The organism is Acinetobacter higginsii (genome assembly GCF_000369525.1).
Taxonomy (GTDB): Bacteria; Pseudomonadota; Gammaproteobacteria; order Pseudomonadales; family Moraxellaceae; genus Acinetobacter; species Acinetobacter higginsii.
Map to the genome: position 1 here is coordinate 2,319,157 of NZ_KB850072.1, position 24,872 is coordinate 2,344,028.

Consider the following 24,872-nt stretch of genomic DNA (forward strand, 5'->3'; position numbering starts at 1 on the left):
ATCGATATCCTATTAAAATTGCTTATTTTGGCGGCGCTTTAAAACTTCGAGCAAAGGACGGTGGTCGACCCAAGTATTAATATCGACATCACGCTCGAGAAAACCATGTAACCAAAGGAAATCTTTTTGTTGTTTTAAAAGCTCTAAACGTTCTTCACTTAATGATGGATGTAAAGACTTATGAAAATTATTACGGTAGGCTGTCGCGACACTCTCTGCACCTGCAATCGTTTCATCTTCAAGAATAACCAGCACTTCATCTAAATGATCTTGAGCCCAATCTGCGGTATCAAACAGCTCTTCCAGAAAATCAACGACGACATCAAAGTGATCTTTTAACAAATCTTCATGTACGGTAATTGGACGAGGCGTACCATTGTTTACACGGGAGGTCACATCTTCAAATTGATCCAAATCAATCCCAACTTTTAAACCACGTTTTGTCGCTGCTTCAACAGCAGATGCTCCTTTTACATAAACAGCATCAACTTCACCGGTGACTAACGCATCTAATCCAGACCAATAGGTACTGGCATCACGTTGTTGTGTATTCGATTCCGCTCTTTCAGGGACTTCAATAAAATCCACATCACGGAAGGTTAAATTTGCGAGTTGCAAAGCACCGCGAATCCCTTGTAAAGACATCGCTCTAAAAATACTACCAGCCCGCTTGTCTGCATATTCTGGTAAAGCAACTTTTACATTCTTTAAATGTTCTGGCTTGCTGATTTCAGAATCAGGGCGAACAATAATTACCTGCCATTCATCAATCCATGTCAAACCAATGAGTCGACTTGGAGCACCTTCAGAACGAGCAGCTAATGCTGGAACATTTCCACCTTCTCGAAATAATGCTGGCAGCTGATGATCAAAATGATGAACGGATAGACCTTTGCGGGCATCTTGTAAAACAGCAACATCAATACCATGCTGTTCAAACTTTTCAATCAGTGTCCCACGTTTAAGTGAGATCCCTGTTGCCGTTGGGACTGGACATCGAGTGACCCAGATTTCAGATAAAGTGCTTTTCACAAATTCTTTAGAATTTTCTTTTTTATCGATAACAAGTGACATAGGTATTCCTTAGGTTATTTCCAATTTCATATCACTTGTATTGAGCAGCTTTTATGCCAATATTAATTACCAATATATTTCAATAACTTAATAAAAATAGTGATCGATTTATTGTTTATATTTCATCATTTTTTTAAATCAGTGTTGTTTTCACAACACCTAATAAAGAAATGACTTTGCTTAATCATTTTTCAAACTTAGAAATCTATTCTTCGTATATATGTTTTAAGTTTTTATGTGTAATATATTAAACAAATAAGTTGAGTATATAACATGAAAATATCCTTACTCATATCCTCATTGCCTACGCAGAACACAACCACTCGTATGAGAGTCTGGCGATCTCTCAAAGCAAGCGGCGCAGCAATTCTAAGAGATGGCGTCTATTTGCTCCCTATTACTCATAGTGCAAAGTTTGAACCTATTGCTAATGATGTTATTTCAGAACAAGGAACTGCTTATATCTTTCATGCAGAGCAACCCTTAAATCTTGAGCTTGCTCCTTTTTTCAGTCGGAAAGAAGAATACGATGCGCTCTATAAACAACTGTCTGAATTAAGAGATCGGCAAACCAAAGATGAAAAGAAAGAGCTGCTCAAGCAAATCCGGAAATTAAGAAAAAGTATCGATGCGCTTGTAGAAATTGACTACTACCCCGATGAGACTCAAGCACAGGTTTTAAATGAGCTTTCCTCTTTAGAACTTTCAATTGCACGTCTTGGTGAAGTGAATGAGCCTCAAGCAATACAAGCTCACATTCAACTTCTAGATAAAGCTAGTTATCAAAATAGAATTTGGGCAACTCGTAAAAGACCTTGGATTGATCGCTTAGCCTCTGCATGGCTAATAAAGACATTTATTGATACCTCACCTACATTCATTTGGTTAGAAACACCAAGTGACTGCCCAAAAGAAGCATTTGGATTCGATTTTGATGGTGCAACTTTCAGTCATATCAATCATTGGGTGACCTTCGAAGTTCTTTTACATAGTTTTGATCTAGAAACACCCGCATTAAAGAAAATCGCTGAAATTGTTCATTACCTAGATGTAGGTGGAATTGAGCCTCCCGAAGCGATCGGTATTGAAAAAGTTATTCAAGGAATTCGAAGTCAGATCAGTGACGATGATCAATTATTTGCATTATCGAATCACATTTTCGATGGCTTATATGCCAACCTATCAAGAGAATAATCATGGAACAAGAACAAGCCGCTGCACCCGATGAGCCAGCACAGCCAGTTCATTTTTGGCAAGCCTTCTTATTTTGGCTTAAATTGGGATTTATTAGTTTTGGTGGGCCAGCGGGGCAAATCGCTGTCATGCACCAAGAGCTTGTTGAACAAAAACGTTGGATTTCTGAAAAACGTTTCTTACATGCTCTCAACTACTGCATGTTATTACCCGGACCTGAAGCTCAACAATTAGCAACCTACATAGGTTGGTTAATGCATAGGACTATAGGTGGTATTGTTGCGGGTGTCTTATTCGTTTTACCCTCTTTATTTATCCTGATCGCGCTCTCATGGGTCTATGTAAAGTTTGGTGATGTTCCTATTATTGCTGGGCTCTTTTATGGAATTAAACCTGCTGTAGTTGCTATTGTCTTTCATGCAACTTACCGGATTGGCAGCCGATCATTAAAGAATAAGTTTTTATGGGCAATTGCTGCACTTGCATTCGTTGCTATCTTTTTCTTTAACCTTCCGTTTCCTTTAATTGTTCTAAGCGCTGCAATCATTGGATACTTGGCAAGTAAAAAATATCCAAGCTTTTTTTCTGGTGGAAGTTCACATCAGCAAGGTAAAAAAGATTATGGTCCAGCATTAATTGATGATGATACTCCAACCCCAGAACATGCCATATTTAGTTGGAAGCACTTAGGAAAAATTTTATTTATCGGTGCAATTTTATGGTTTACACCCATTATTGGTTTGACTCTTACCTTGGGATGGGATCATGCCTATACACAAATGGCTTGGTTCTTTACTAAAGCGGCACTCCTAACATTTGGTGGAGCTTATGCGGTATTGCCTTATGTGTATCAAGGTGCTGTAAATTTTTATGGTTGGTTGAGCCCAACACAAATGATCGATGGTTTAGCACTAGGTGAAAGTACACCCGGCCCACTGATTATGGTGGTTGCATTTGTCGGATTTCTAGGCGGCTTTAATCATGCACTTTTAGGAAGTGATCATGTATTTTTAGCAGGTGCCTTAGGTGCTGTCATTGTTACTTGGTTCACGTTTCTATTTTCTTTCATTTTCATTCTAGCTGGCGCCCCAGTGATTGAATCTACTCACAATGAGTTAAAGTTGACTGCACCTTTAACAGCAATTACCGCCGCTGTTGTAGGAGTAATATTGAATTTAGCACTCTTCTTCAGTTATCACGTTTTATGGCCTAATGGATACAACCATCCTTTCAACTTTGAAGCTGCATTCATAGCAATTGGAGCATTTGTTGCCTTATTCCATTTTGAAGTCAAAGTCATGTATGTGATTTTTGCTTCTGCATTCTGTGGCTTGATTTTATATATAGGTGCATAAGCTTAGTGTTTTAGCGTTTAAAAGAAAAGGAAGCTAAGCTTCCTTTTTTTGTACCATTAGTGGCAATGACGATCCCCTATCTTGCTATTCGTATGGCAGCCTGAAGAATCAGTACCACCTGAATGAGCAAAAGCATTGGTTACCGCCAGCCCCATTAAACATACTAAAATTAGTTTCTTCATATTATTCAGCTATAAGTTTTATTAAATCTTCTTTACAGTCTAACAATATTTCATCTGACAAACTCGAATTATCGGGGCATGCCCGAGACAATACGACTGCCCCAACCGACGTAGATAAGATATAAATCGCTTTTTTCCGGAGCTCAGCATTTTCATCAGTAGAATGTTTAGCAAGTTCAGCCATAATAAATTGCAGTAAATGTTCGATACCACTTTCAAACTCTTGTTTAACTTCCTCAGGTTGCCTTGCCGCATCACAGGATAAAGCGGCCAAAGTACAGCCCTGATCAGCATGATCTCGATGCTGCTTAGAAACATATAGTTGAATAAATTGTTTCAAGCTTAGCCCATCAATTTGTTTTAAAACTTGTTCAACACCATTTTTTACACTAATTTGAATTAGGTCTAGTTTAGAACTGAAATGCTTATAAAAACCGCCATGTGTGAAACCTGCACTGGACATCAATTCAGCAATTCCAATGCCATCATAACCTTTGCTTTTAAATAGCTCAGTCGCCTTAGTCACAATCTTCTCACGATTTTCTTTAACCTGAGTCTTGGTCACTTTCATTGGCAATGCTCAACATGGATAGCAATAATTCGATTATACATTGATTATGATTGACATCAAAAAAATACAGGTTTAGATTATGATCATAATCTAAAGAGAAGCAATTATGAATAAACATTCTAAAGCACTGGTAACAGGCGCATCTTCAGGTATTGGTGCAGTTTATGCAGATCGTCTGGCAAAACGCGGGTATGATTTAATTCTAGTAGCAAGAGATCAAAGCCGATTGAAACAAATCGCGCAAAAAATCCAACAACAATATGGCGTCCAAGTTGAAGTGATGGCCGTCGATTTATCTAAAAATGAAGATGTAATATCAATTGAAAACCGACTCAAATCCGATCCTCAAATTAATCTACTGGTCAATAACGCAGGAATTAGCGTTAGTGGTCAGTTTTTAGAACAGGATTTAGAACAAATTGAGAAACTGATTTCTTTAAATATCTCAGCGTTAGTCCGCTTATCTCACGCAATTCTACAAAGATTAATCCCTCAAAACACGGGTGCTATTATTAATCTTGGATCAGTAGTTGGTCTTGCCCCAGAGTTTGGTCTGACTGTCTACGGTGCAAGTAAATCATTTGTTGAATTTTTTAGTCAAAGCCTGAGCTTAGAACTCAAAGAAACCAATGTTTATATTCAGGCTGTGCTCCCCTCTGCGACAAAAACCGCAATATGGGAACGTTCAGGTGCCGATATCAGTCAAATGCCTCCAATGATGGATGTGGATCAACTTGTTGATGCAGCGTTGATTGGCTTTGATAAACGAGAAACAATAACAATACCTGTTTTAAAAGATGAAAATTTGTGGAAAACTTATCAAAATTCACGTTTAAAACTTTTACCTAACTTTTCCTCAAGCGAAGTCGCACTTCGTTATCAATCCCAATAATTTTTCCAAAAAATTCAAGGATATAATTTATGAATGTAATCGATGCAATTCAACAACGCCGTGCCATTAAACGCTTCGATCCAGATTTCAAAATCTTGGATGAAGATAAAAAGAAATTATTAAGCAGTGTCATGGAAAATGCACCAAGTGCCTTTAACCTTCAGCACTGGCGGCCTGTGTTGGTTGAGAGTGTTGAATTAAGAAAGCAGATAAGAGCAATTGCCTGGGATCAGCCGCAAGTTACAGAATCATCATTATTGATTGTTTTATGTGCAAAAGTCAGTACGTGGGAAGTTGATGCGAAACATGTATGGGATGGAGCTTCACCAGAAGTTCAAAATATTATGGTTGGCGCAATTGACCAATATTACCGTGACCGCCCGCAAACCCAACGTGACGAAGTTATGCGTAGTGCGGGTATCTTTGCTCAAACTTTGATGTTACTTGCTCAAGAACATGGTTTAGACAGTTGCCCTATGGATGGTTTTGACTTTGATGCGATGGCAAAGCTCATTAACTTACCTGAAGATCATGTAGTGTGTTTAATGATTGCTGTTGGGAAATCAGCATCGCAACCTTACCCGAGAGTTGGGAAATTGCCTTATGATAACCTTATTACGATTGATTCATTCTAGTCTGTTTTAATGATCTTTAGATTATCATTCTGTCTTCAGATTGATCAGATGGTGTTATCAATAAACTCAAATTCTAAAGGATTTGAGTTTATATCTTAATCAAGATATGCATATTAAAAGTCAAAATTTCCAATTCTGCCCCTTAAAAAGCAAAAATGAGGTCAGATTATATCGGATAAACAGGAAAATAAAATTTAAACAATTAAAGTTTAATTATTTTTTATCAACTATGATCGTATGTGATTCAGTTTGATCTAAGTATTTGGTGGGATGGTATTAGTTGAATAAAACAAATAAAATATTGTTTTATTTAGATTTTATTTTTATACAATTTAAATTTATCCAATTTTAACCCTTTGGCTTTCTGAGTATCCTGAGCACGGCTCAGGTCATGCGTTTGCTTGACTCACCTGATCGCCTCTTGCAAATTGATCCCATCTCGTAATATCAAATCCACTTAATAAATATTGGTTTGCGATACGCAGGTCACTTTAGCTGCAAGTTACAAAGCCTTGCCGATAAAGTGCGGATAGTATTAATGCCAAGGGGTATAAAGATAAATAATCCTTAACTCATCCAATTCATCTAAATTGAGGTGAAGTCACCCACTTCCATCCTAAGTCATTGGAAATTAAATAGGGCCCAGAATTTCTACCTTCTGGACCCTTTATTTTATTTAACAATCTTAGAAATTATTTCTTAAATCATTCAGACCATCTGAATAAATTTTTGTAAATAAAGCAATTACTTCTTCATCAGTTACATTTACAGGAGTAAATTGCCCTTTCCACTCTACCAATGAAACATTTGGTCGATCTGTTTCTAGTACAGTGATTGTCGATAGGTAATCCACAATTGGGAAAGGTGCTTTAATAATTGAGTAGCTGTATGTACGTTCTGGTTGGTTAAATGCCTCTAAACGTTCAATTACATTGCCACCATCTGCCAAAATCAAGCTACGAACACGAGCGCCTTCGCTCAATTCACTTTTTGCAACAAATGGAAGCCAGTCAGGCAGACTGTCAAAACCACCTATTAGTTGCCAAACTTGTTCAGGTGAAGCAGGGATTTCTAAAGTAGCTACAGTATGAGCCATGAGTTTTCTCCGTATATTCAGTAAATTAGTTAGTTAACTTAAACAAGTGTATCGACCACACCGCCATCAACGCGTAACGCGGCACCCGAGGTTGCAGAGGAAAGTGGTGAGGCTATATAGACCACCATGTTGGCAACTTCATCCACTTCCGCTGCACGTTGAATAATTGAACTTGGACGAGACTGTTTAACAAACTCATCAGCTTGTTCACGTGTACTACGCCCTGCCTTTTCTGCGGCATCCGCCAGCATATTTTCTAGACCGTCAGTAAAAGTTGGCCCAGGCAAAATGGCATTTACAGTTACTCCTGTGCCTGCTAAACGCTTAGCCAGACCATGTGAAACTGCTAGATTGGCACTTTTGGTCACGCCGTAATTAATCATGTCACCTGGTATGGCTACGCCAGACTCAGATGAAATAAAGATGATTCTGCCCCAACCTTGCTTCACCATTGATGAAGCATAATGTCGGGCTAGGCGTACACCAGACAAGACATTGACTTGGTAAAAGCGCATCCACTCATCATCAGGCACCTCAAAGAAATCAATATCATTAAAGATTCCCAGATTATTCACTACGATGTCCGCCTGAGGTTCAGCTGCAAATAAAGCTGCTGTACCTTGTTCAGTAGTCAAATCTGCTTCAACACCACGTAGACTTGCCTCTGGAATACTTTGACGAATATGTGCAATTGCTTCATCTACACCAGCTTGTTTACGGCCAACAATAACAACCGTAGCACCCGCAGAAGCTAGACCTTTGGCAATACCTAGACCAATCCCAGAAGTTGAACCACTTACGACGGCGACCTTATTTTGAAGATCTAATTTCATGATAAAAACTCACTGTGGAGGGCTATCGCCCTCCTTGATAAATTAACGGATAGGTAAAGGCGCAAATTCAGATACAAGGCCTTGGCGACGCATTTCATCCCAGAATGCAGCAGGAATAAGTAGATCTAACGCAGCTAAATCTTCTGCCATACGTCCTGGACGGCTTGAACCCGGAATCACAGCAGCAACAGCCGGGTTTGCCAAAGAGAACTGGAGTGCAGCAGCTTTAACATCTACACCATAACGTTGTGCAATCTGGTTAATCTTGGCAACTTTATCCAAAATTTCTGATGAAGCTTTTTGATATTCAAAATGTTCACCGCCCGCCAACACACCTGAGCTATAAGGACCACCAACCACAATATCTACATTTTGGTGGAATGCTTCTGGCATCAAACGTTGTAAAGCACGATCATGGTCAAGCAAGCTATAACGACCTGCCAATAAGAATGCATCCGGTTGTGCTTCAGCTAAATCCAGAGTCAATTCACATGGTTCAACACGGTTAACACCTAAACCCCATGCTTTAATGACGCCTTCTTCGCGTAAACGGGTTAGAACTCGGAAAGCACCTGTACGAGCAATGTTGAATTGTTCTAGCCAACTATCACCATAAAAGTCTTGAGCGATATCATGAATCCAGACAATATCAATACGGTCTGTTTTTAAGCGCTTCAAGCTATCTTCAATTGAACGGTAAGTTGCATCGGCTGAATAATCATTCAGGATTTTATTTTTTAAACCATGTTCAAAAATCCCACCTTTATCGCCTAAGTCACGTGATGCCGTATCTTCTTCTTCATCCAACATGATGCGGCCGACTTTGGTACTCAGTACATAGTCATCACGTGAGTATTGAGATAGCGCTTCACCCATACGAATTTCTGAAAGACCTGAACCATAAAGTGGTGCGGTATCAAAATAACGTACACCTAAGTCCCAAGCGGCGTGAACTGTTGCTTGAGCTTCTTCTTCAGGAATATTACGGAACATGTTACCTAGTGGTGCACCACCGAACCCGATTTTTCCTGGAAGTAAGTGTTTAATTGCCATGATATTTTCCTCAATTTATCTATGCTCTCGAACAGTGTTCTTAAGCGAATAGCTGTGGCAGTTTTTCGGACTGCCTTTGCGATGAGGAAAATATAACTTGATCACTTCTGACATGATAGGACATAATTCGACTAACTTGAGTCCCTTAAGGTCTTACATGATTGATTTACGCCAATTGAAGTATTTTGTGGTGGTTGCCGAAGAAGAACACGTTGGCCGTGCTGCTGAGCGCTTGTACATCTCCCAGTCCCCACTAAGCCGTCAGATTGCTCAGTTAGAAGAAAAGCTTGGGCTTATGCTATTTGAACGAAATCAGCAGCGTATTCGTTTAACTTCTGATGGGCAAATTTTCTTGGATGAAGCTCGTGCGTTATTAGCACATGCCAAGCGCTTAGAATCCTTGGGGCGGCGTTTAGGTTGTGGTGAAGATGGGGGTTTGTGCATTGGTTATATTGAAAATGCGATGTATGCCGGTGTGCTGTCAAATACCTTGAAATCATTACGTGATTCTCGACCTGATATACATATTGCACTCTATAATCAAACTAGCTCAACTCAGTTTGAAGGATTAAAGCAACGTAGTTTGGATATTGCGATGGTTAATTACCCACCTGACCAACTTGATGTAGATTTATGCTATACCCAAGTTTTAGATGATCGCATGTTGCTTGCTTTACCCGAACAGCATCCGTTAGTAAATAAAACTGAGCTGGAAGCAAGTGACCTTGATGGTATTGCATGGATTTCTGTCATTCATGAAGAAGATGCCCATTCACGTGATGACTTTATTAGTGCTTGTGCCAAAGCTGGCTTTACCCCAGACATTAAACTTGAAGCGGGGGCGCCTTTAACTGCTTTAGGTCTAGTTGCAGCAGGTTTAGGACTCACCTTAATTCAGCACAGTTTGAGACATCACGTTCCTGATGGTGTGGTACTTCGTGAACTCCCATGGATGTCCTACAACACTCAACTTTGGGCAGTTTGGCATAAAGCTAATTTACGGCCGTTGGTCGTACATTTTAGACAAATGTTGACTGATAAATTAACGATCGAGAACTAAGTTTTTTGAAAGGTGCTTGAATTTGATTAATACGTTTATTGGCTAGAGCAATATAAAGCTCATCTAAAGATGCTCGTACATTACTGATATGTTTGGATGACCAAGTCTCTCTTTGGTTCTCAAACCAGTCTTCAGCCACCTCTTTAAAGAATGGCTTGATGTCCTCGTGCAACACTGAGTTGGAATATTTGTATTTCAGTTCAAGTGCAAGCTCCCTTGCGTTCTTTAAACTCATATCAGGATATGGACCAAGTGACTCTGACTTACGCTCGCCAAGAACAGTAAAGCGTATGTTCCAGTATTTTTGCTCGGATGGTGTCACAAGAAGTGATAGCCCATTCTCATCCGAAAGGCGATATCGTTTTTCTTTTGGCTGTGCTTTTCTGCATTCTGTATCGGTAAGCTTCATCTGTATCTACCCTTTATCGAGACTCAAATAATTGGGTAAATTTTCCCAATAATTACCCACAGAAGGCAAAAATAAGGTCAAATCAAGTCGGATAATATCGGACAAACAGGCAAATAAAAAAGCCTTTAAGTATTGAACTTAAAGGCTTTTTTATATCGGATCGAACAATCCCGAATAATATTTTGGTGGAGATGGCGGGAGTCGAACCCGCGTCCGCCAGCACTACGCCCGAGAATACTACATGCTTAGATATCGTCTACTATTTTAACTCTTTGTGACCCGACGAACAGGGTACAAATCGCGATCCTCTAAGTTTAGTACAAAGCCCCGAGGCTTGGCTTTATACGGACTTGTGTGCGTGCGCTTCAGTCGGACTCTCTAACCACAAGTATTCAGAGAGGCGGACAAGCTGCCCTTAGGCAGCTAGAGCGTATGATTCGTCGTTTGCGACTAAAAAATGCAAATTTGATTTACGAGAGGAAATGCGCTCTCGGCATGCATCTATGAGTTTCATCACCAGCGTCGAAGCCAGGAACATCCCCAAAGTACAGCGCAATCATAGCATAGATGACTAGAATTTAAATCTTAATTTCTAAGCATCGAGCAAAATATGCGCTTATAACCCTATATTGTTGCGGAACTTACTTTTTCAAGGGCTGGTTTTAGAAAGCTGCCACAAGGGCAGCTTCTTAATTTTGGCTTATAAAGCCCCATTACCTAGCACAATGCCTTCACGGCGAGGATCGACCCCACCCGCGTATTTGCTTTGATTATCAATTTTGACTCTCATAATCGTCGCAATACCACTGGTTTGTGCTGTATTGGAAATACCATGGCCTTTTGCCTTTAAACCTTCAATCAGTTCAAGCAAGGATAACTGGTCATTTGAGCTATCAATATTGGTGTTTGGGCTATTGGTCGCACCGAAGTTCACCAATGAAGTCGCCTGCTGTGCATTCAGGTTCCAGTCCAATGCACCAACCAAGGTTTTGACCACATATTGGATAATGGTCCCACCACCCGGTGAACCCGTTGCCATATAAAACTCATCTGCTGTGGTTCCTTTAAACACTAAAGTGGGCGCCATGGTACTGCGTGGGCGTTTGCCACCTTCGACTCGATTCGCCAACAATGCACCTGTTTGATCAACAGGGTTAGCACTAAAATCAGTTAATTGATTTGATAACAAGAAGCCATCCACCATATGGAATGACCCCATACTCGATTCAACTGTCGATGTCATGGAAACCACATTGCCATACGCATCAACAATGGTGAACTGAGTGGTGCCATGCTCTACTGTCGTATCAACACCTGCATTTGAGCCGAATTGACCTGCCTGCGCGACGCCCATACTTTGGTTCGGATTAATCAGTGCAGCGCGTTGTTTTAAATAATTTTTATCAATCAGACTCGCAATACCTTTCGCTGGTAATGGCACAAAATCAGTGTCTGCAACATATTTATCACGGTCTGCATAGGCCAAGCGTTCTGTTTCCGAAACCAAATGCACGCCCATAACATCCGGGATCCCACCCTCATTTTCTGGATTTTGGGGTGGATATTTACTCATCTCAAAATTTTCTAAAATACCCAGCGTTTGAGCAACTGCAATTCCACCTGATGATGGCGGTGGCATGGTACAGACATAGTAACGATCACGGTAAGTGCTACAAATTGGGGTTCGTTTTTTAACTTGATAATTAGATAAGTCCTGTAAAGTCATTAAACTTGGGGTAATTGGTGTACGAGCTGCATCATCCCCAACCGTTTGACCCGCCTTCGCCACAATATTCTGTGCTATCGGCCCACTGTACAAGGCTTTTGCGCCTTGAGTTGCCAGTGCTTCAAGAGTTTTTGCATAGGCTTTATTGGTCATGGTCTCACCGACTTTACGCGGTGTACCATCTGGATAAAAATAGGTTGCGACTGCATTTGCATCGAGTGCCAAATGGCCTGCATTACTTGCAATCGCATCGGCTAGACGTCCAGGAATACGAAAACCATGATCGGCCAAATCAATGGCTTGATTAAACAACTGATCCCATTTCAGTTTGCCATGTTCCTGCTGCGCCTGTTCCAATAAACGCATTACCCCAGGTACCCCAATCGAACGTCCACTACGGCGGGTACTTGGCACAGGTACTGGAGATGCAGGATCATGTATATCTTGTCGGATCAAATAATATTCATTGGCCGCAGCAGGTGCAGTCTCTCGCCCATCATATGCGGTGACGGTTTTGCTTTTCGCATCGTAATACATCATAAAGCCGCTACCCGCGATGGTACTGGATTGTGGTTCTACTAAACCCAATACTGCTTGAACAGCAACTGCGGCATCGACGGCACTTCCACCTGCCCTTAAAATTTCGCAGCCTGCCTTTACTGCCAATGGCGTGTTCGCCACCACCATATATTTATCGGCATATTTCACCGTATTATTTAATCGATAACCCGACGCACCTTCAGGTGCTGCTGGATCACCATTCTGATTGGAACCCACCACGACACTCGAGCCATCCTGTGCCAGTTTGCTACAACTGCTAGGGTCTTGATCAATAATCAGATTGGGTTTTGAATGTTGTCCTGTATTTGAATCTTTGCCTGATTGATCTGATGAGGCGTCATTTTCACATCCCTGTAATACACCAACAGCCAATAAGCTGCTGAAAAGAAATGAATATCTATGATTCACGTGATAACTCCATTATATATACCTGCCTATCCATGCAAATGTCATGCTAGTTTCTTTATTTTCAGGTGTGAAGGTTTTAATATTTGATAAAAATAAACTTTTAATAATATTCAATGATTATAGGCTTTATCTACTATGCCCAGTAATGTTCCTCCTTGTGATTACAATGCAACCTTTATCGCTTTGAACTGGATTCTGGCACGCTTTGTCTGTATAAAAATAGGCAAAATCTATCAATTCCAAGCCAAAACACTATTTTTATACATAAAAAAAGCACCTACTTAGAGGTGCTTTTAGTTCAGATTTTTTAGTGAGTCGGCATACCACCTGTATTGCCTTTTGGCTTTGGACTCATCCAGATCAAAGCACTGGCAAACACAAACACGATCGCCAACAGCATAAATACATGATTGGCAGACATAGTAATCGCCTCTTTATCGACGAGATTGGCAATCGTGGCGAGTGTCGCATCAGAGGAGAATCCATTCTGCAATAAGGTATTTTGCACTTCTTGCGGATGTAAGTTATTCACCATTTCACTACGTGCCACTTTGGCATGATCATCCCAAATGGTGACTGCAATTGAAGCACCAATCGCCCCTGCCATGGTTCTCAAGAAGTTCATCAAACCTGCTGCCGATGCCATTTCCTGTGGTAAAACCGAGCCCATTGCAATATTTGACAATGGAATAAAGAAGAATGGTACAGCAAAGCCTTGCAAGATTTGTGGCCAAGCCAAAGCCATAAAGTCCGCATCAGTCACCCAGAAGGCACGCATTAAGGTCACGACACCGAGCAGAGCCAAACCAAAACTGGCCAAGGCGCGTGGGTCATATTTAGTCGATAGCTTCGCTACAATGGGCGACATGGTCAGACTACCAAAGCCCATGGTGGCGGTGAGATAGCCTGCCCATGTGGCGGTATAACCTAAATTGATTTGCAGCCACTGCGGAATCAGTACAATACTGCCAAAAAAGGAACCAAAGCCAAAGGCCAACGCCAGTACAGACACGGCGAAGCCCCGATGTCGAAACACATACAAATTGACTACAGGATGCTTTTCGGTCAATTCCCAAATCATAAACACGATAAAACCAACTACGGCAATCAAGGCCAGCATGATAATACTGCTGCTATTAAACCAATCACGTTCATGTCCCAGATCGAGCATCAATTGCAGTGCGCCAATCCAAAGCACTAACAGGCCTAAGCCAATCGCATCGATCCGCAGTTTTTCAGTTTTAGTTTCAGCCACAGACAACAAACGTATCGCTGCTAAAACACAGAAAATACCTACAGGAATATTGATAAAGAAAATCCAGTGCCAAGACAGATTGTCACTGATGAGTCCGCCAAGGATCGGGCCAAGAATCGGTCCAATCACCGTGGTCATTGCCCACAATCCCATTGCCTGCGCATGTTTTTCAGGTGGGAAAATCCGCATCAATAGCGTTTGGCTCAGTGGCATCAATGGTCCACCACAGAGACCTTGTCCGATACGGAAAAATACCAGCATTTCTAAGGATGTTGCCAAACCACACAGGAATGAAAAGATGGTAAAGCCAATCAGCCCAAAAACAAACACGCGAACCGTACCAAAGCGCCCTGCCAGCCACCCTGTTAAAGGGACACAGATCGCTTCTGCAACGGCATAAGAGGTAATGACCCATGTCCCTTGAGAACTAGAAACAGCAAGGTTCCCTGTAATATGAGGCACAGACACGTTGGCAATGGTGGTATCTAGGACCACCATAAAATTTGAAAGGGCGATCACAAACGCGGCAAGTAGTAAGCGCCCGCCACTCAGTTCTGCAAATGGATTTTGCGTTTTCATGGCTAGTTACTTCGATGCGAGATCAATATCCGCTTGCATCGACAACCCTACACGCAATGGATGTTCTGCAAGTTCTTTTGGATCAAGGCTGATACGCACAGGTAAACGCTGTACCACTTTAATCCAGTTCCCTGTGGCATTTTGTGCAGGAATCAAGGCAAATGCTGCACCTGTTCCGCCTGAGAAACCTTGTACCACGCCGTGATAAACCACGTCATCACCATATAAATCAGAGCGTAAAGTCACTTTCTGCCCTGCTTTGACTTTCGCCAATTGGCTTTCTTTGAAGTTGGCATCGACATACAGTGCAGAGACAGGCACCACCGACATCATCACGGTTCCAGGCGCAACCCGTTGCCCAATCTGAATATTACGGCGCACGATAACACCATCAACAGGCGCACGAATCACCGTACGCTCTAAATCCAATGCGGCTTGTTCCACATGTGCTTTCGCCACCAATACATCAGGCGTTGAGGCTTCATTCACCCCTTGAATCAAGGCTTCGTTTGCAGCAAAAGTACTTTCAGCCGCTTTACGGCTTGATGTTGCTTGCGCCAAACCTGCTTGAGCCAAATCCAGACTTGCTTTTGCTGTTGAAACCGCACTTTGTGCCTTGCTTAATTCCTCTTTAGAGATTGCACCCGATGCAGCCAGTTCATTACGGCGATTCAATTCCAATGCAGCACGATCATAATCAGCTTGTGCTTTGGTCACTTGTGCCTGTGCGCTGGTGATTTCATCATTACGAACCACAACCTGAGAATTTAAAGAACTGCTATTGGCTTGGCTTTGTTTATATTGACGTTGCGCTTTAGCCAGTTCTGCCTGCGCTTGTGCCAATTGAATCTTGGCATCACGTTCATCAATACGTACCAATACATCGCCTTGTTTGACCTGTTGAGTCTCTTTGACCAAGACTTCAGCCACTTGCCCACTGACCATTGAGGTAATTTGTGCAGTTTCTGCACCGACATAAGCATTATCGGTACTGACCGAATGATTAAAGAATAACGCCCAAATGCCATACAGAATTGCAGCGAGAATGAGAATGAGTGCGAAAAATCCGAGGAATTTTTTACGTTTTGCTTTCATTGCATCATCTGATGCCGAATCTGAAGCAGCATCCTGTAGGTTGGCTTGAGCGTCAGTCATAAGTTATTCCTGAAAATTAAAGAGATTTTTAACTTTTGGTTTAATCAGCCGATCAGTTTAATTTTGAAAACTTAACTGAATGTTAAAAAAACCAAAAATGAAAAATAAGAACAAAAACCATTTCACATTTTAACGATAAAAAATCATATGGCGAGATTAAAAAAAATAACTGATGCGTTCAATTCTTATAAATTGATATTTTAACGATGATAAGAAACTTAAAGTTTGGGTTCTAAGCGAGAGATTTTCGTAATCCTCTCTGATACAGCAATCCTTAACATACCTATAAAGCATGAAGATATATGTGGAATAGGCTTGTGTATTTGGCTGGATTTGTTCTAATGAACTTAGGTGGAATATTGATTTTTGCGCGGCAATTCATTCTTCCACGCGAGAAAAGCACGGTCATTTATGGATCAGAATGGCATTTTTCTTGCTGCTAAAACAACAAACACTTCGCTAGGTGAAAGGACGATGACATCACTCAGCCAAAACATGGATCTTATCCATCACTCGCATCAGGCCGACTTTGCTCAAGATCTGATGTCAATGATCTGTGGTGAACACCGCTTGGATACCCTATGTCGAGAAACACTCGATTTTCATTATGACGGGATTCGTTTACCGCATAAAAAAATGGCGATCGGAACCATTAGTTATGGCGCCAATGTCGCTATCAATATTGCCAACCTGAAAGCTTATAGCATCAGCCTGCCCTTTCATGGCAAACAAACGCTGAGTATCCGTGGCGCAAAATACCAATCCGATGCACAAACTGGTTTAATTGTCTCCAATCAGGACTTACAGGATTTGGTCATCAATCAGGACTGTCAAAAATTTCAGGTGGTGATTCCTGAAAACAGCCTGCAATTGGTATTGTCCGAACTCCTGAATCAACCGATTGAAGAAGCCATCGTCTTTAACCCTGAAATTTCCTTATCGATGACTGGCTTGATGCAGGCATGGTGGCACAATATTGAAAACTTTTTACAGTTAAAATCACACTATGCCGACTTTTCCGGCCTACCCATGTTTTCTGAGGACTATGAAAATTTTGTGATTAAAGCCCTGTTGCTGTCTCAGGAAAATAATTATTCTGCGGCATTACATGAACGCTGCAAGCGAGGCGAGCCAGCTTATCTACGCAAAGTAAAAGACTTTATCATTCAACATGCCCATGAAGCCCTCAATGCCGAAAGCCTTCACATTTTGGCAGGTGTGTCTAAATCCAAACTCTATGCCGAGTTTCAGCAGTATTATGGCCTGAGTCCGATGACCTATCTGCGTAAATATCGCCTACAACAAATTTATAAAATATTGAGTAATACCGCCAAACATCAAAAAATTTCCATCTCCAAACTGGCTTATGACTGGGGCTTTAATCATCTCAGCCGCTTCGCTCAGGAATATAAGGATGAATTTGGGGAGAAGCCGAGCGAAACCCGAAATAAACATGAGTGAATACCCTTAAATAAAAAGCCCAGTCAGCGTACTGGGCTTTTTTATCACTTAACTGGTGCTTAACACGGGTTTGGCTTTGTTGTTCTGACGCATAGCTTTTAAACTCAAGGCAATGAAAGCAATAAAGGTCGGCAAGGCCAGCAAATAGAAAATTCCGCCAAGGCTAATCTCGTAAGTAAAAATATAAGAACCAAAGAATGCCCCAAAGATGGCACCAACGCGACCAATCCCATGCATCCACGATACCCCAACCGCACGACATTGCGACGGATAAAATAATGCTGCCAAAGGTAGCAATGATGATTGAGCCCCTGTCAGCAATGCCCCAATCAGGAAAATACTGATGCCAAGCAATAGGATGCTGGAACTGACGAAGCCTGCAACAATAAACATGATAAATGCAGTCAGGTAAGCATATTTAATCACCAGAGTTGGATTCAGTTTATCCATATACCAGCCCATGATGACAGCACCAATCACCCCACCAAAAGGGAAAATCGCGGCAATTAAACTAAACTGTTGTGTACTGAACCCTGCGGTTTTTAAAATGGTTGGCATCCAGCTGGTTAGCAGATAGAACACCAAAAGGCTCATAAAACAGCACAGCCATAACATCACAGAACCCCACAGATATTTGCCTAAAACTGTTTTGACTGGGCTTTCACTGCGATCTACATCAAGGTGTGGCAACTCGATTTTAACGGTGTTGGTAAATGCATGACCTTGAATCTTTGCCAAAATCTGTTGCGCTTTCGCTTGCTGCTCTCGTTTAATCAGATACGGGACTGATTCTGGCAATTTCAGTAATAACACCACCACGAGGAACAAGGGAATAATGCCACCCAAAATCACCACTTTGGCCCAACCCAGATTTTCCAACAAATAGGCAGACAACAAACCGCCACAGGAAATCCCTAACATAAATCCACAACCCGCCAAACCAGTCAGAAAGGCTTTGCGTTTCGCAGGCATATATTCAGAAACGATGGTACTGATGTTTGGCATCGCTGCACCCAAGCCCACACCGGTAATAAAGCGGTAAATCATCAAGTCCTGCGTGGAAGAAGCAAAACCACACAAGATGGTAAATACGGAAAATAATAAGGTGGTAAACACAATCACCCCTTTACGTCCAAACCGATCTGCCAATGGCCCTGAAATAATTGCACCGATCGACATCCCCACCAGTGCTGCACTGAGTACGGGTGCCAATTCGGGTTTACTGATGCCCCAATCATCCAATAAGGCGGGCGCAATAAAACCAATAATCCCAGTATCTAAACCATCACAAAAAAACACCAAGAAACCCAGTGTAAATACCAGCCATTGCAGCGGCGATAAACTGTCGCGATTGATTACTGTATTAACATCAACTGTCTTCATCTTTATTCCCTTAAAAGCAAATTCTGTTAAAACTTCTGTTTGTTAGATAAATGAAAAAGCTTGAGCCAATCTCTCCTTTAGGATTGTCTTACTTCATACATCCCATATTTAAATTCTGAGGATGGTGTTTTTGATTAGATGAGAAAAAAGGATGGTCATTACGATGTTCCATCCTTTTCTCTGTTAAGCGCTTAGCACAGTACGTACGCTATTGCTTTGTAAAAACTTCTCGCTATAGAGACGGTAATTACTTAATGCTTGATCATCCAGCCAGCTTTTAACTGCTTCGATCATCGGCGGTGGCCCGCATAAATACATATCAAAAGCCTGTTCTGCCAGTTGCTCCCGATTCAGATGCTGATGGATATAACCTGTTTTGCCTGTCCACCTATCAGAAGCTTGGGTGACGATGGGTTGATAGTTAAAATTCGGCATCCTTTCTGCATAGGCCAGTAAACGTGACTGTTCGCATAAGTCGGTTGCCTGATTGACGCCGTAATACAACTGAATCGCGGGTGCATCGGCTTGCTCGGCAATATTGTCTAACATGCCTAAAAAGGCGGATAGACCTGTGCCACCTGCAATAAACACCAGTGGTCGTTGCACTTCACGCAAATAGAAACTACCCAAAGGTGCTTCCATCATGATGGTCTGACCGACTTGGCAGCGTTCACGTAAATAATTACTCATCACCCCATCAGGCAATAAACGAATTAAAAATTGCAGTTGATTGTCAGGATTAGGCCGATTGGCAAAGGAATAAGAACGCCAATCCTCTGTCTCTGGAATCTGCAAACGGGCATATTGACCCGGCAGAAACTCAAGTTGCTTAGCATGGGCACTGGCATCGACATGCAAGATGGCGGTTGTTTCTGAAACCAGTTCAACCTGAGTCACTTTGCTGGCAATTTTTAAGGTTTCACCTGCATGACACATCTCGGAACTATGGTCAAAATAAAAGGCAGCATTGGATTTGACCCGCGTTTGGCAAGCCAGCATTTTACGCTCAGCCAAATCACGTTCACTCAGTGCATCTTCATCCACATATTCCTGTTCATAGCTGCCTGTTTCGCATTGGCCCTGACAGGTCCCGCACACGCCCTCACGACAATCCAAGGGTAAATTAATGCCCTGACGAATTGCAGCATTGAGCAGTAACTCATCCTCTTGAACTGAAATAAAAAAGGTTTTTCCATCGGCAAAATTAAGCGCAACTGAATGTCCCATCATGATGCTCCCTTAAACATGATAAAAATCTAAGACCGAATCAATTTTGTCATTCAGCAAAATCGTGTGCTGACGGCGAATACGGAATCCTTCCGCTGTGGGCCTTAACAGATAAGTGGCATATCCATAGAAACAACCTTCCAGTCCTTGACGGTTATATAAAGTGCTCCAACCGACTTTGGCTTCAACCAAACCCTCTGGCAGGGTTTTCACCTGTACATTTTGAATACTGTGTTGAGTGCGAGGTAAGGGTGTCGCCGATGCCGCTTTGCCGGTACGGATACGAAACACGCGATCTTCCAAACCTGAGCGATCAGCATAATAGATATAAGACAGCCCCTGATTCGGATCTTCGACATATCGATGGTCATCAATCCATTGCGGAATGTGATATTCACTATCTTCATCATAAAGTTCTAGATAGGCATCCCAATCATAACGGTCACATAGCTCTGATTTCTGATAAAGGAATTGTGAAACAGCAAAATGTAATTCAGCAGTCATGGTTTAGACCTCCTCTGTCACAGTATCTAACTGGTAGGTGATATCCTGCATTTTTAAGGCCTTGCGATTTAAGCCATCCAGCATTAAACGCTGCCATTGACCGTGCTGATTGACATATAGGCCTTCATGCGTCAGTTCACGGCCCGTGATCACAGGTTGAATCCCGAGATCCTGTGCATTCTGCGTCAGCTCATAACACCATTTATGCTGTCCACGAGAAATATCACTCCACCGCTCCAAACGTGCTTGGAAGCCTTTTTGCTGCTCACGGAATTCCACCAGATCATCAGGCGTACCTAAGCCAGAGACATTGAAAAAGTCTTCAAACTGGCGAATGCGGTTACGACGTGCCTCAGTCGACTCGCCTTTTACTGCCAGACATTGGCTAATCACTTCGGTTTTATTCCATGCCACTGGACGCACAATTCGCAATTGAGAACTGATCTGATCCATGAAGAATAAGCTTGGATAGAGGTTTAAGTTTCTGAGCCGATGCATCGCCCATTCAGCACGCTTAGCACCATATTTTTCCAGCAGATAAGGCATCACCGTGTCATAGCCAGGACGCACGGCGGGATTTGGCATGTCACTGAATAGAACACTGTGACCGTTTTTAAAACTAAACCAGCCATCATCGGTTTGGTTATCACCCGCACCTAATTTGCTGTAATCCAAGGTATCCAGATCATCGCCTTTGGCCGCATTGACCTGTTGGCGATGCTGTACGGTTGAGACATAGTTATAGTGCACAGTACTGACGTGATAGCCATCCAGACCATTTTCATTTTGCAGTTTCCAGTTTCCTGCAAAGGTATAAGCAGATTTGCCTTGCAAGACTTCCAACTCACCTGTTGGCGACTGTTCCACCATTAAATCGAGGAATACTTTGGCATCCCCCAAAAAGTCTTCAAGGGTATCTGTGGCTTGTGTATCCAGACTGACAAAGACAAAGCCACGATAACTGGCAATGCGTCCTTGTTTGAGACCACGACTCGACTTATCAAAATCTTCACAATATTCGGCAGGCGCTTTGACTTTGACCAGACGACCATCTGATTTATAGCACCACGCATGGAACGGACAGGTAAAGGTGGATTGATTGCCTTTGGCCACACGGGTTAAGGTAGCACCACGATGCTCACAGGCATTGACCATGGCATGCAGTTGACCTTGGCCATCACGGCTAATAATCAACGGTTGACGTCCAATCTGAACAGTTAAAAAATCATGATTATTGGGAATTTCACTTTCGTGACAGGCATAAATCCATACTTTTTCAAAGATCAATTCCATTTCCAAATCGAAAAGCTCAGCCTCTGTGAACATCTCGCGTGCGATACGGAATACACCCTCTTTCGGGCGAAAATCCAAACATCCTGTGATGAAATCTTGCCATTCTGCAATATTACGTGGAGCCATTTTTATCTCCTCCAATCCATAAAAACCTTTTCATGATTGAAGCCTGATTTATGGCTGGACTCTATCCACTTTTTCCAGATCTCTATCCAGTTTGAGAATTATTTTGGGATTGCACTATTGCAAGATAATGAAGCCAATTGAGGTGGAAATATTCGCACCTCAACTAGACTCATCGAATGATGTTTTAGCAAGATAGGCTGTTAATTTTTAATTGCCCGTGTTGCCAAAAAGGTTGGCATAAATTGATCCACCAAAAAGCGTGGTTGTGGTTGATCATCTTCATAAAAGCTTTGAATAAAAAAACCTGCGGCCAGTTGCCCCTGAATTAAATCCGTGAGGCTATGTCCAAACACTACTGCCTCACCCGCTTGCAGCTTGGCATTGATCGCCTCTGCACTTAGATCTTGAAGATCGGAATAAGGTAATTTATAAATCGGGTGAATCAGCCCCTGTTTGGCATATTCAGGATTGCGATCTGCAATAAAAACCACTGGATTATAAAAACTGGCGATTAAAACCCCTTGCGGTTTGAGTACCCGATAGCATTCCCGCCATACCGCTTCAACATCGGCAACATACAGGTTTGAAATCGGTTGGATAATCAGATCAAATTCAGCATCCTGAAATGCCTGCAAATCACACATATCTCCCTGCACGGTCTTGAGCTGAAGCCCTTCCCGTTCAGCAACCATTCGGTCTTGCTGCAATTGTTGATCAGAAAGATCAAAGACCGTGACATTCGCACCCGCAGCCACCAACACAGGTGCTTGTTGACCACCTGCAGAGGCTAAGCACAGGATGTTTTTTCCGACAATATCGCCGAGCCATGCTTTGGATAATGGCTTTGGTGTGATATGTAGCTCCCAATCACCATGACGAGCTGCACGAATCAGTTCATGACTGACAGGACGTGACCAAGCCTGCTGATCTCTCGCCTGCTGATCCCAAGCTGCACGATTATGGCTGAGAAAATCGAAATGATGGATTGGCTTTGCCACAATGAAGCTCCCTTTTCTGACACTTAAATCGTTCAAGATAGAAATACGATATCAATGCGAAAAAAGAAAGCGGTGTTCAGGACAGAAACTACTGCCTAAAAGACAGCTGAGGTCGTGCCATCTAAATTAATAGGCATACGAGGCAATTGCAGTCGCAATCGCTTTACCGTCATCATTGACCATGGTCATACGCATGGTGCAACCTTTACGACCTAAGCGTAAGGTTTCAGCGCGAGCAATAAAATGTTTGCCACGTCCTGGCGCCAGATAATCCACCCGCATATCCACCGTCGCTAAACGGGATACTTTTTTGATGGTATCAGGTAAATCTTCTGGTGTGGCACGGCGATAAAGCTGCTCCATCGCAACCACCCCACCAATACTGTCCAGAATCGTGGCAGCAACGCCACCATGTAAAATCTGAAATGCAACATTCCCCACCAGTTCTGGCTGCATCTCAAAATACGCTTCAATCTGATCATCGACCACTCGCATGACCATGCCACTGTATTTAAAAAATGGACAGGCATTAAATGCCTTGCACAGCTGTTTCAACACCACTTGGTGGTCTGCCTTGGCACCTAGCTGAATATTCCCAGTCCAGTTTCTCTTTACATCATTCATACGCGGCCTACACTCAATGGAAAGAATAACTTTCCATTATTTTGCACAAATCTAAAAATATGGGGCTACAATAGCGGGGTTCTGTAATTGGGTAACAGCACCAAGCTCTCCCTAGCGTGACTTAATACCTCAATTATTCCTATAGTGTAATACTGAACATCGAGATTGTTATGACTTATACGTTCAATCGTCCAGCTTTTCCTGCGACTCGCATGCGCCGTATCCGTAAAAATGACCAACTTCGTGCCATGGTCAGCGAAACTCATTTAACTGCGAATCATTTGATTTATCCAGTGTTTGTATTACCAGGACAGCAACAAACCCAAGACATTCCAAGCATGCCAAATGTGCAGCGCTTATCGGCTGACTTATTACTAAAAAAAGCAGAAACCTTACTTGAACTCGGGGTTTCAAAACTTGCCCTATTCCCTGTCACACCACAACAAGATAAAAGCTTAACAGCGGAAGCCGCTTGGGATGACAATGGCTTGGTTCAGGCGACGTGCCGCCTACTTAAAAAAGAATTACCAGAGATGGTCTTGATTACCGATGGTGCGCTTGATCCTTATACCACGCATGGTCAGGACGGTATTATTGATGACACGGGTTATGTACTCAATGATGAAACCGTTGAATGCCTAGTGAAACAAGCACTTAGTCATGCTGCGGCTGGTGCAGATGTGATTGCGCCAAGTGACATGATGGATGGCCGTATCGGTGCGATTCGCCAAGCACTTGAGCAAAATGATTTTATCTACACCAACATCATGGCCTATTCAGCGAAATATGCCTCAAGCTTCTACGGTCCTTTCCGTGATGCGGTCGGTTCTGCCAGCAACCTGAAAGGTGGCAATAAATACAATTACCAAATGGATATTGGCAACCGTGCCGAAGCACTGCATGAAATTGCGTTAGATCTGCAAGAAGGTGCGGATATGGTGATTGTCAAACCAGGTATGCCTTATCTAGATGTGGTTCGTGAAGTTAAAGATACTTTTGGCGTTCCGACATTCATTTATCAAGTTAGTGGCGAATATGCCATGCTTGCGGGTGCGATTCAAAATGGTTGGCTCTCTGACAGCGTGATTCTAGAATCGTTGATGTGTTGCCGTCGTGCAGGTGCAGATGGGATCTGGACGTATTTTGCTGAAGATGCAGCACGTAAATTAAAAGAGATGAGATAGAAGTTATATTTCATCTATCTGAAAATGATAGTAT

22 protein-coding genes, 1 other RNA gene and 1 pseudogene are annotated in these 24,872 nt (G+C 42.2%); 7 read left to right on the top strand and 17 right to left on the bottom strand.

Translation table 11 applies throughout. The features are described from left to right. Window positions 1–12: 12 nt before the first annotated feature. Complete coding sequence (locus tag F902_RS17020) at window positions 13–1,074, bottom strand: ABC transporter substrate-binding protein (protein ID WP_005205350.1); 1,062 nt, start codon at window positions 1,072–1,074, stop codon at window positions 13–15. Window positions 1,075–1,347: 273 nt separating this feature from the next. On the opposite strand from F902_RS17020, the gene F902_RS17025 reads away from it, so the two are divergent. Beyond that, window positions 1,348–2,268, top strand: coding sequence for a chromate resistance protein ChrB domain-containing protein (locus F902_RS17025; protein ID WP_005205351.1), 921 nt, complete (start codon window positions 1,348–1,350; stop codon window positions 2,266–2,268). A 2-nt stretch (window positions 2,269–2,270) separates the two neighbouring features. Further along, window positions 2,271–3,623: a chromate efflux transporter gene (gene chrA, locus F902_RS17030; RefSeq protein ID WP_005205353.1), complete on the top strand. Its 1,353-nt coding sequence runs from the start codon at window positions 2,271–2,273 to the stop codon at window positions 3,621–3,623. A 56-nt stretch (window positions 3,624–3,679) separates the two neighbouring features. Here chrA and F902_RS23075 read toward each other — a convergent pair whose 3' ends face one another. Both F902_RS23075 and F902_RS17035 read right to left on the bottom strand, forming a co-directional pair. After that, window positions 3,680–3,805, bottom strand: a complete 126-nt coding sequence (locus F902_RS23075; RefSeq protein WP_157188074.1) for a YHYH domain-containing protein — start codon at window positions 3,803–3,805, stop codon at window positions 3,680–3,682. 1 nt (window position 3,806) lies between these two features. Continuing rightward, complete coding sequence (locus F902_RS17035; RefSeq protein ID WP_004805236.1) at window positions 3,807–4,376, bottom strand: TetR/AcrR family transcriptional regulator; 570 nt, start codon at window positions 4,374–4,376, stop codon at window positions 3,807–3,809. Window positions 4,377–4,482: 106 nt separating this feature from the next. Here F902_RS17035 and F902_RS17040 point away from each other — a divergent pair, with 106 nt between their 5' ends. After that, entirely contained in the window at window positions 4,483–5,268 is a 786-nt protein-coding gene (locus tag F902_RS17040; protein ID WP_005205356.1) for an SDR family NAD(P)-dependent oxidoreductase, read from the top strand. A 29-nt stretch (window positions 5,269–5,297) separates the two neighbouring features. After that, a complete protein-coding gene (locus F902_RS17045; protein WP_005205358.1) occupies window positions 5,298–5,903 on the top strand; it encodes a nitroreductase family protein in 606 nt (201 codons plus the stop codon). Window positions 5,904–6,588: 685 nt separating this feature from the next. On the opposite strand, the gene F902_RS17050 is transcribed toward F902_RS17045, so the two are convergent. Genes F902_RS17050 through F902_RS17060 form a run of 3 tightly spaced genes read right to left on the bottom strand, consistent with a single transcriptional unit; the run spans window position 6,589 to window position 8,885 of the window. After that, window positions 6,589–6,999, bottom strand: coding sequence for an SRPBCC family protein (locus F902_RS17050; protein ID WP_005205361.1), 411 nt, complete (start codon window positions 6,997–6,999; stop codon window positions 6,589–6,591). A gap of 38 nt (window positions 7,000–7,037) precedes the next feature. Then, window positions 7,038–7,832: an SDR family NAD(P)-dependent oxidoreductase gene (locus tag F902_RS17055; RefSeq protein ID WP_005205362.1), complete on the bottom strand. Its 795-nt coding sequence runs from the start codon at window positions 7,830–7,832 to the stop codon at window positions 7,038–7,040. A 42-nt stretch (window positions 7,833–7,874) separates the two neighbouring features. Continuing rightward, on the bottom strand, window positions 7,875–8,885 hold the full coding sequence (locus tag F902_RS17060) for an aldo/keto reductase (protein WP_005205364.1): 1,011 nt from the start codon (window positions 8,883–8,885) through the stop codon (window positions 7,875–7,877). Between the two features lie 157 nt (window positions 8,886–9,042). On the opposite strand from F902_RS17060, the gene F902_RS17065 reads away from it, so the two are divergent. Further along, complete coding sequence (locus F902_RS17065; protein ID WP_005205366.1) at window positions 9,043–9,945, top strand: LysR substrate-binding domain-containing protein; 903 nt, start codon at window positions 9,043–9,045, stop codon at window positions 9,943–9,945. Here F902_RS17065 and F902_RS17070 read toward each other — a convergent pair. The 5 genes and pseudogenes from F902_RS17070 to F902_RS17085 form a co-directional block, all read right to left on the bottom strand. Beyond that, window positions 9,935–10,354: pseudogene (locus F902_RS17070) on the bottom strand (Arm DNA-binding domain-containing protein); the annotation flags it as partial. The gene F902_RS17065 and the pseudogene F902_RS17070 overlap by 11 nt on opposite strands. Before the next feature lie 183 nt (window positions 10,355–10,537). Next, window positions 10,538–10,896: a transfer-messenger RNA gene (gene ssrA, locus F902_RS22215) on the bottom strand. Window positions 10,897–11,054: 158 nt separating this feature from the next. Continuing rightward, window positions 11,055–13,049 (bottom strand): gamma-glutamyltransferase, encoded by a 1,995-nt coding sequence (gene ggt, locus F902_RS17075; protein WP_005205369.1) that lies wholly within the window; start codon window positions 13,047–13,049, stop codon window positions 11,055–11,057. A gap of 307 nt (window positions 13,050–13,356) precedes the next feature. Then, window positions 13,357–14,883 (bottom strand): DHA2 family efflux MFS transporter permease subunit, encoded by a 1,527-nt coding sequence (locus F902_RS17080; protein ID WP_005205372.1) that lies wholly within the window; start codon window positions 14,881–14,883, stop codon window positions 13,357–13,359. A 6-nt stretch (window positions 14,884–14,889) separates the two neighbouring features. Then, window positions 14,890–16,038: an HlyD family efflux transporter periplasmic adaptor subunit gene (locus F902_RS17085; protein ID WP_005205374.1), complete on the bottom strand. Its 1,149-nt coding sequence runs from the start codon at window positions 16,036–16,038 to the stop codon at window positions 14,890–14,892. Window positions 16,039–16,512: 474 nt separating this feature from the next. Here F902_RS17085 and F902_RS17090 point away from each other — a divergent pair, with 474 nt between their 5' ends. After that, window positions 16,513–17,499 (top strand): AraC family transcriptional regulator, encoded by a 987-nt coding sequence (locus F902_RS17090; protein ID WP_005205376.1) that lies wholly within the window; start codon window positions 16,513–16,515, stop codon window positions 17,497–17,499. 48 nt (window positions 17,500–17,547) lie between these two features. Here the strand turns inward: F902_RS17090 and F902_RS17095 are convergent, their stop codons facing one another. From F902_RS17095 to F902_RS17120, 6 genes are all read right to left on the bottom strand, one after another. Continuing rightward, complete coding sequence (locus F902_RS17095; RefSeq protein ID WP_005205378.1) at window positions 17,548–18,882, bottom strand: MFS transporter; 1,335 nt, start codon at window positions 18,880–18,882, stop codon at window positions 17,548–17,550. A gap of 183 nt (window positions 18,883–19,065) precedes the next feature. Continuing rightward, a complete protein-coding gene (gene antC, locus F902_RS17100; RefSeq protein ID WP_085942823.1) occupies window positions 19,066–20,115 on the bottom strand; it encodes an anthranilate 1,2-dioxygenase electron transfer component AntC in 1,050 nt (349 codons plus the stop codon). Between the two features lie 6 nt (window positions 20,116–20,121). After that, a complete protein-coding gene (gene antB, locus F902_RS17105; RefSeq protein ID WP_005205381.1) occupies window positions 20,122–20,613 on the bottom strand; it encodes an anthranilate 1,2-dioxygenase small subunit in 492 nt (163 codons plus the stop codon). 3 nt (window positions 20,614–20,616) lie between these two features. Further along, entirely contained in the window at window positions 20,617–22,032 is a 1,416-nt protein-coding gene (gene antA, locus F902_RS17110; protein WP_005205383.1) for an anthranilate 1,2-dioxygenase large subunit, read from the bottom strand. A 200-nt stretch (window positions 22,033–22,232) separates the two neighbouring features. Then, on the bottom strand, window positions 22,233–23,030 hold the full coding sequence (locus F902_RS17115) for a class I SAM-dependent methyltransferase (protein ID WP_005205385.1): 798 nt from the start codon (window positions 23,028–23,030) through the stop codon (window positions 22,233–22,235). Window positions 23,031–23,156: 126 nt separating this feature from the next. Continuing rightward, on the bottom strand, window positions 23,157–23,654 hold the full coding sequence (locus tag F902_RS17120; RefSeq protein ID WP_005205387.1) for a thioesterase family protein: 498 nt from the start codon (window positions 23,652–23,654) through the stop codon (window positions 23,157–23,159). A 170-nt stretch (window positions 23,655–23,824) separates the two neighbouring features. Here F902_RS17120 and hemB point away from each other — a divergent pair, with 170 nt between their 5' ends. Beyond that, window positions 23,825–24,838 (top strand): porphobilinogen synthase, encoded by a 1,014-nt coding sequence (gene hemB / locus F902_RS17125; RefSeq protein ID WP_005205389.1) that lies wholly within the window; start codon window positions 23,825–23,827, stop codon window positions 24,836–24,838. Window positions 24,839–24,872 lie beyond the last annotated feature (34 nt).

Excerpts from the sequence above, each read along its gene's own strand:
- antA (WP_005205383.1), bottom strand. The coding sequence starts at position 22,032 with ATGGCTCCACGTAATATTGCAGAATGGCAAGATTTCATCACAGGATGT.
- F902_RS17035 (WP_004805236.1), bottom strand. The coding sequence starts at position 4,376 with ATGAAAGTGACCAAGACTCAGGTTAAAGAAAATCGTGAGAAGATTGTG.
- F902_RS17120 (WP_005205387.1), bottom strand. The coding sequence starts at position 23,654 with ATGAATGATGTAAAGAGAAACTGGACTGGGAATATTCAGCTAGGTGCC.
- F902_RS17045 (WP_005205358.1), top strand. The coding sequence starts at position 5,298 with ATGAATGTAATCGATGCAATTCAACAACGCCGTGCCATTAAACGCTTC.
- hemB (WP_005205389.1), top strand. The coding sequence starts at position 23,825 with ATGACTTATACGTTCAATCGTCCAGCTTTTCCTGCGACTCGCATGCGC.
- F902_RS17065 (WP_005205366.1), top strand. The coding sequence starts at position 9,043 with ATGATTGATTTACGCCAATTGAAGTATTTTGTGGTGGTTGCCGAAGAA.
- F902_RS17025 (WP_005205351.1), top strand. The coding sequence starts at position 1,348 with ATGAAAATATCCTTACTCATATCCTCATTGCCTACGCAGAACACAACC.
- F902_RS17090 (WP_005205376.1), top strand. The coding sequence starts at position 16,513 with ATGACATCACTCAGCCAAAACATGGATCTTATCCATCACTCGCATCAG.
- F902_RS17050 (WP_005205361.1), bottom strand. The coding sequence starts at position 6,999 with ATGGCTCATACTGTAGCTACTTTAGAAATCCCTGCTTCACCTGAACAA.
- F902_RS17080 (WP_005205372.1), bottom strand. The coding sequence starts at position 14,883 with ATGAAAACGCAAAATCCATTTGCAGAACTGAGTGGCGGGCGCTTACTA.
- F902_RS17085 (WP_005205374.1), bottom strand. The coding sequence starts at position 16,038 with ATGACTGACGCTCAAGCCAACCTACAGGATGCTGCTTCAGATTCGGCA.
- F902_RS17040 (WP_005205356.1), top strand. The coding sequence starts at position 4,483 with ATGAATAAACATTCTAAAGCACTGGTAACAGGCGCATCTTCAGGTATT.
- antB (WP_005205381.1), bottom strand. The coding sequence starts at position 20,613 with ATGACTGCTGAATTACATTTTGCTGTTTCACAATTCCTTTATCAGAAA.
- F902_RS17020 (WP_005205350.1), bottom strand. The coding sequence starts at position 1,074 with ATGTCACTTGTTATCGATAAAAAAGAAAATTCTAAAGAATTTGTGAAA.
- F902_RS17095 (WP_005205378.1), bottom strand. The coding sequence starts at position 18,882 with ATGAAGACAGTTGATGTTAATACAGTAATCAATCGCGACAGTTTATCG.
- F902_RS17060 (WP_005205364.1), bottom strand. The coding sequence starts at position 8,885 with ATGGCAATTAAACACTTACTTCCAGGAAAAATCGGGTTCGGTGGTGCA.
- F902_RS17055 (WP_005205362.1), bottom strand. The coding sequence starts at position 7,832 with ATGAAATTAGATCTTCAAAATAAGGTCGCCGTCGTAAGTGGTTCAACT.
- chrA (WP_005205353.1), top strand. The coding sequence starts at position 2,271 with ATGGAACAAGAACAAGCCGCTGCACCCGATGAGCCAGCACAGCCAGTT.
- F902_RS23075 (WP_157188074.1), bottom strand. The coding sequence starts at position 3,805 with ATGAAGAAACTAATTTTAGTATGTTTAATGGGGCTGGCGGTAACCAAT.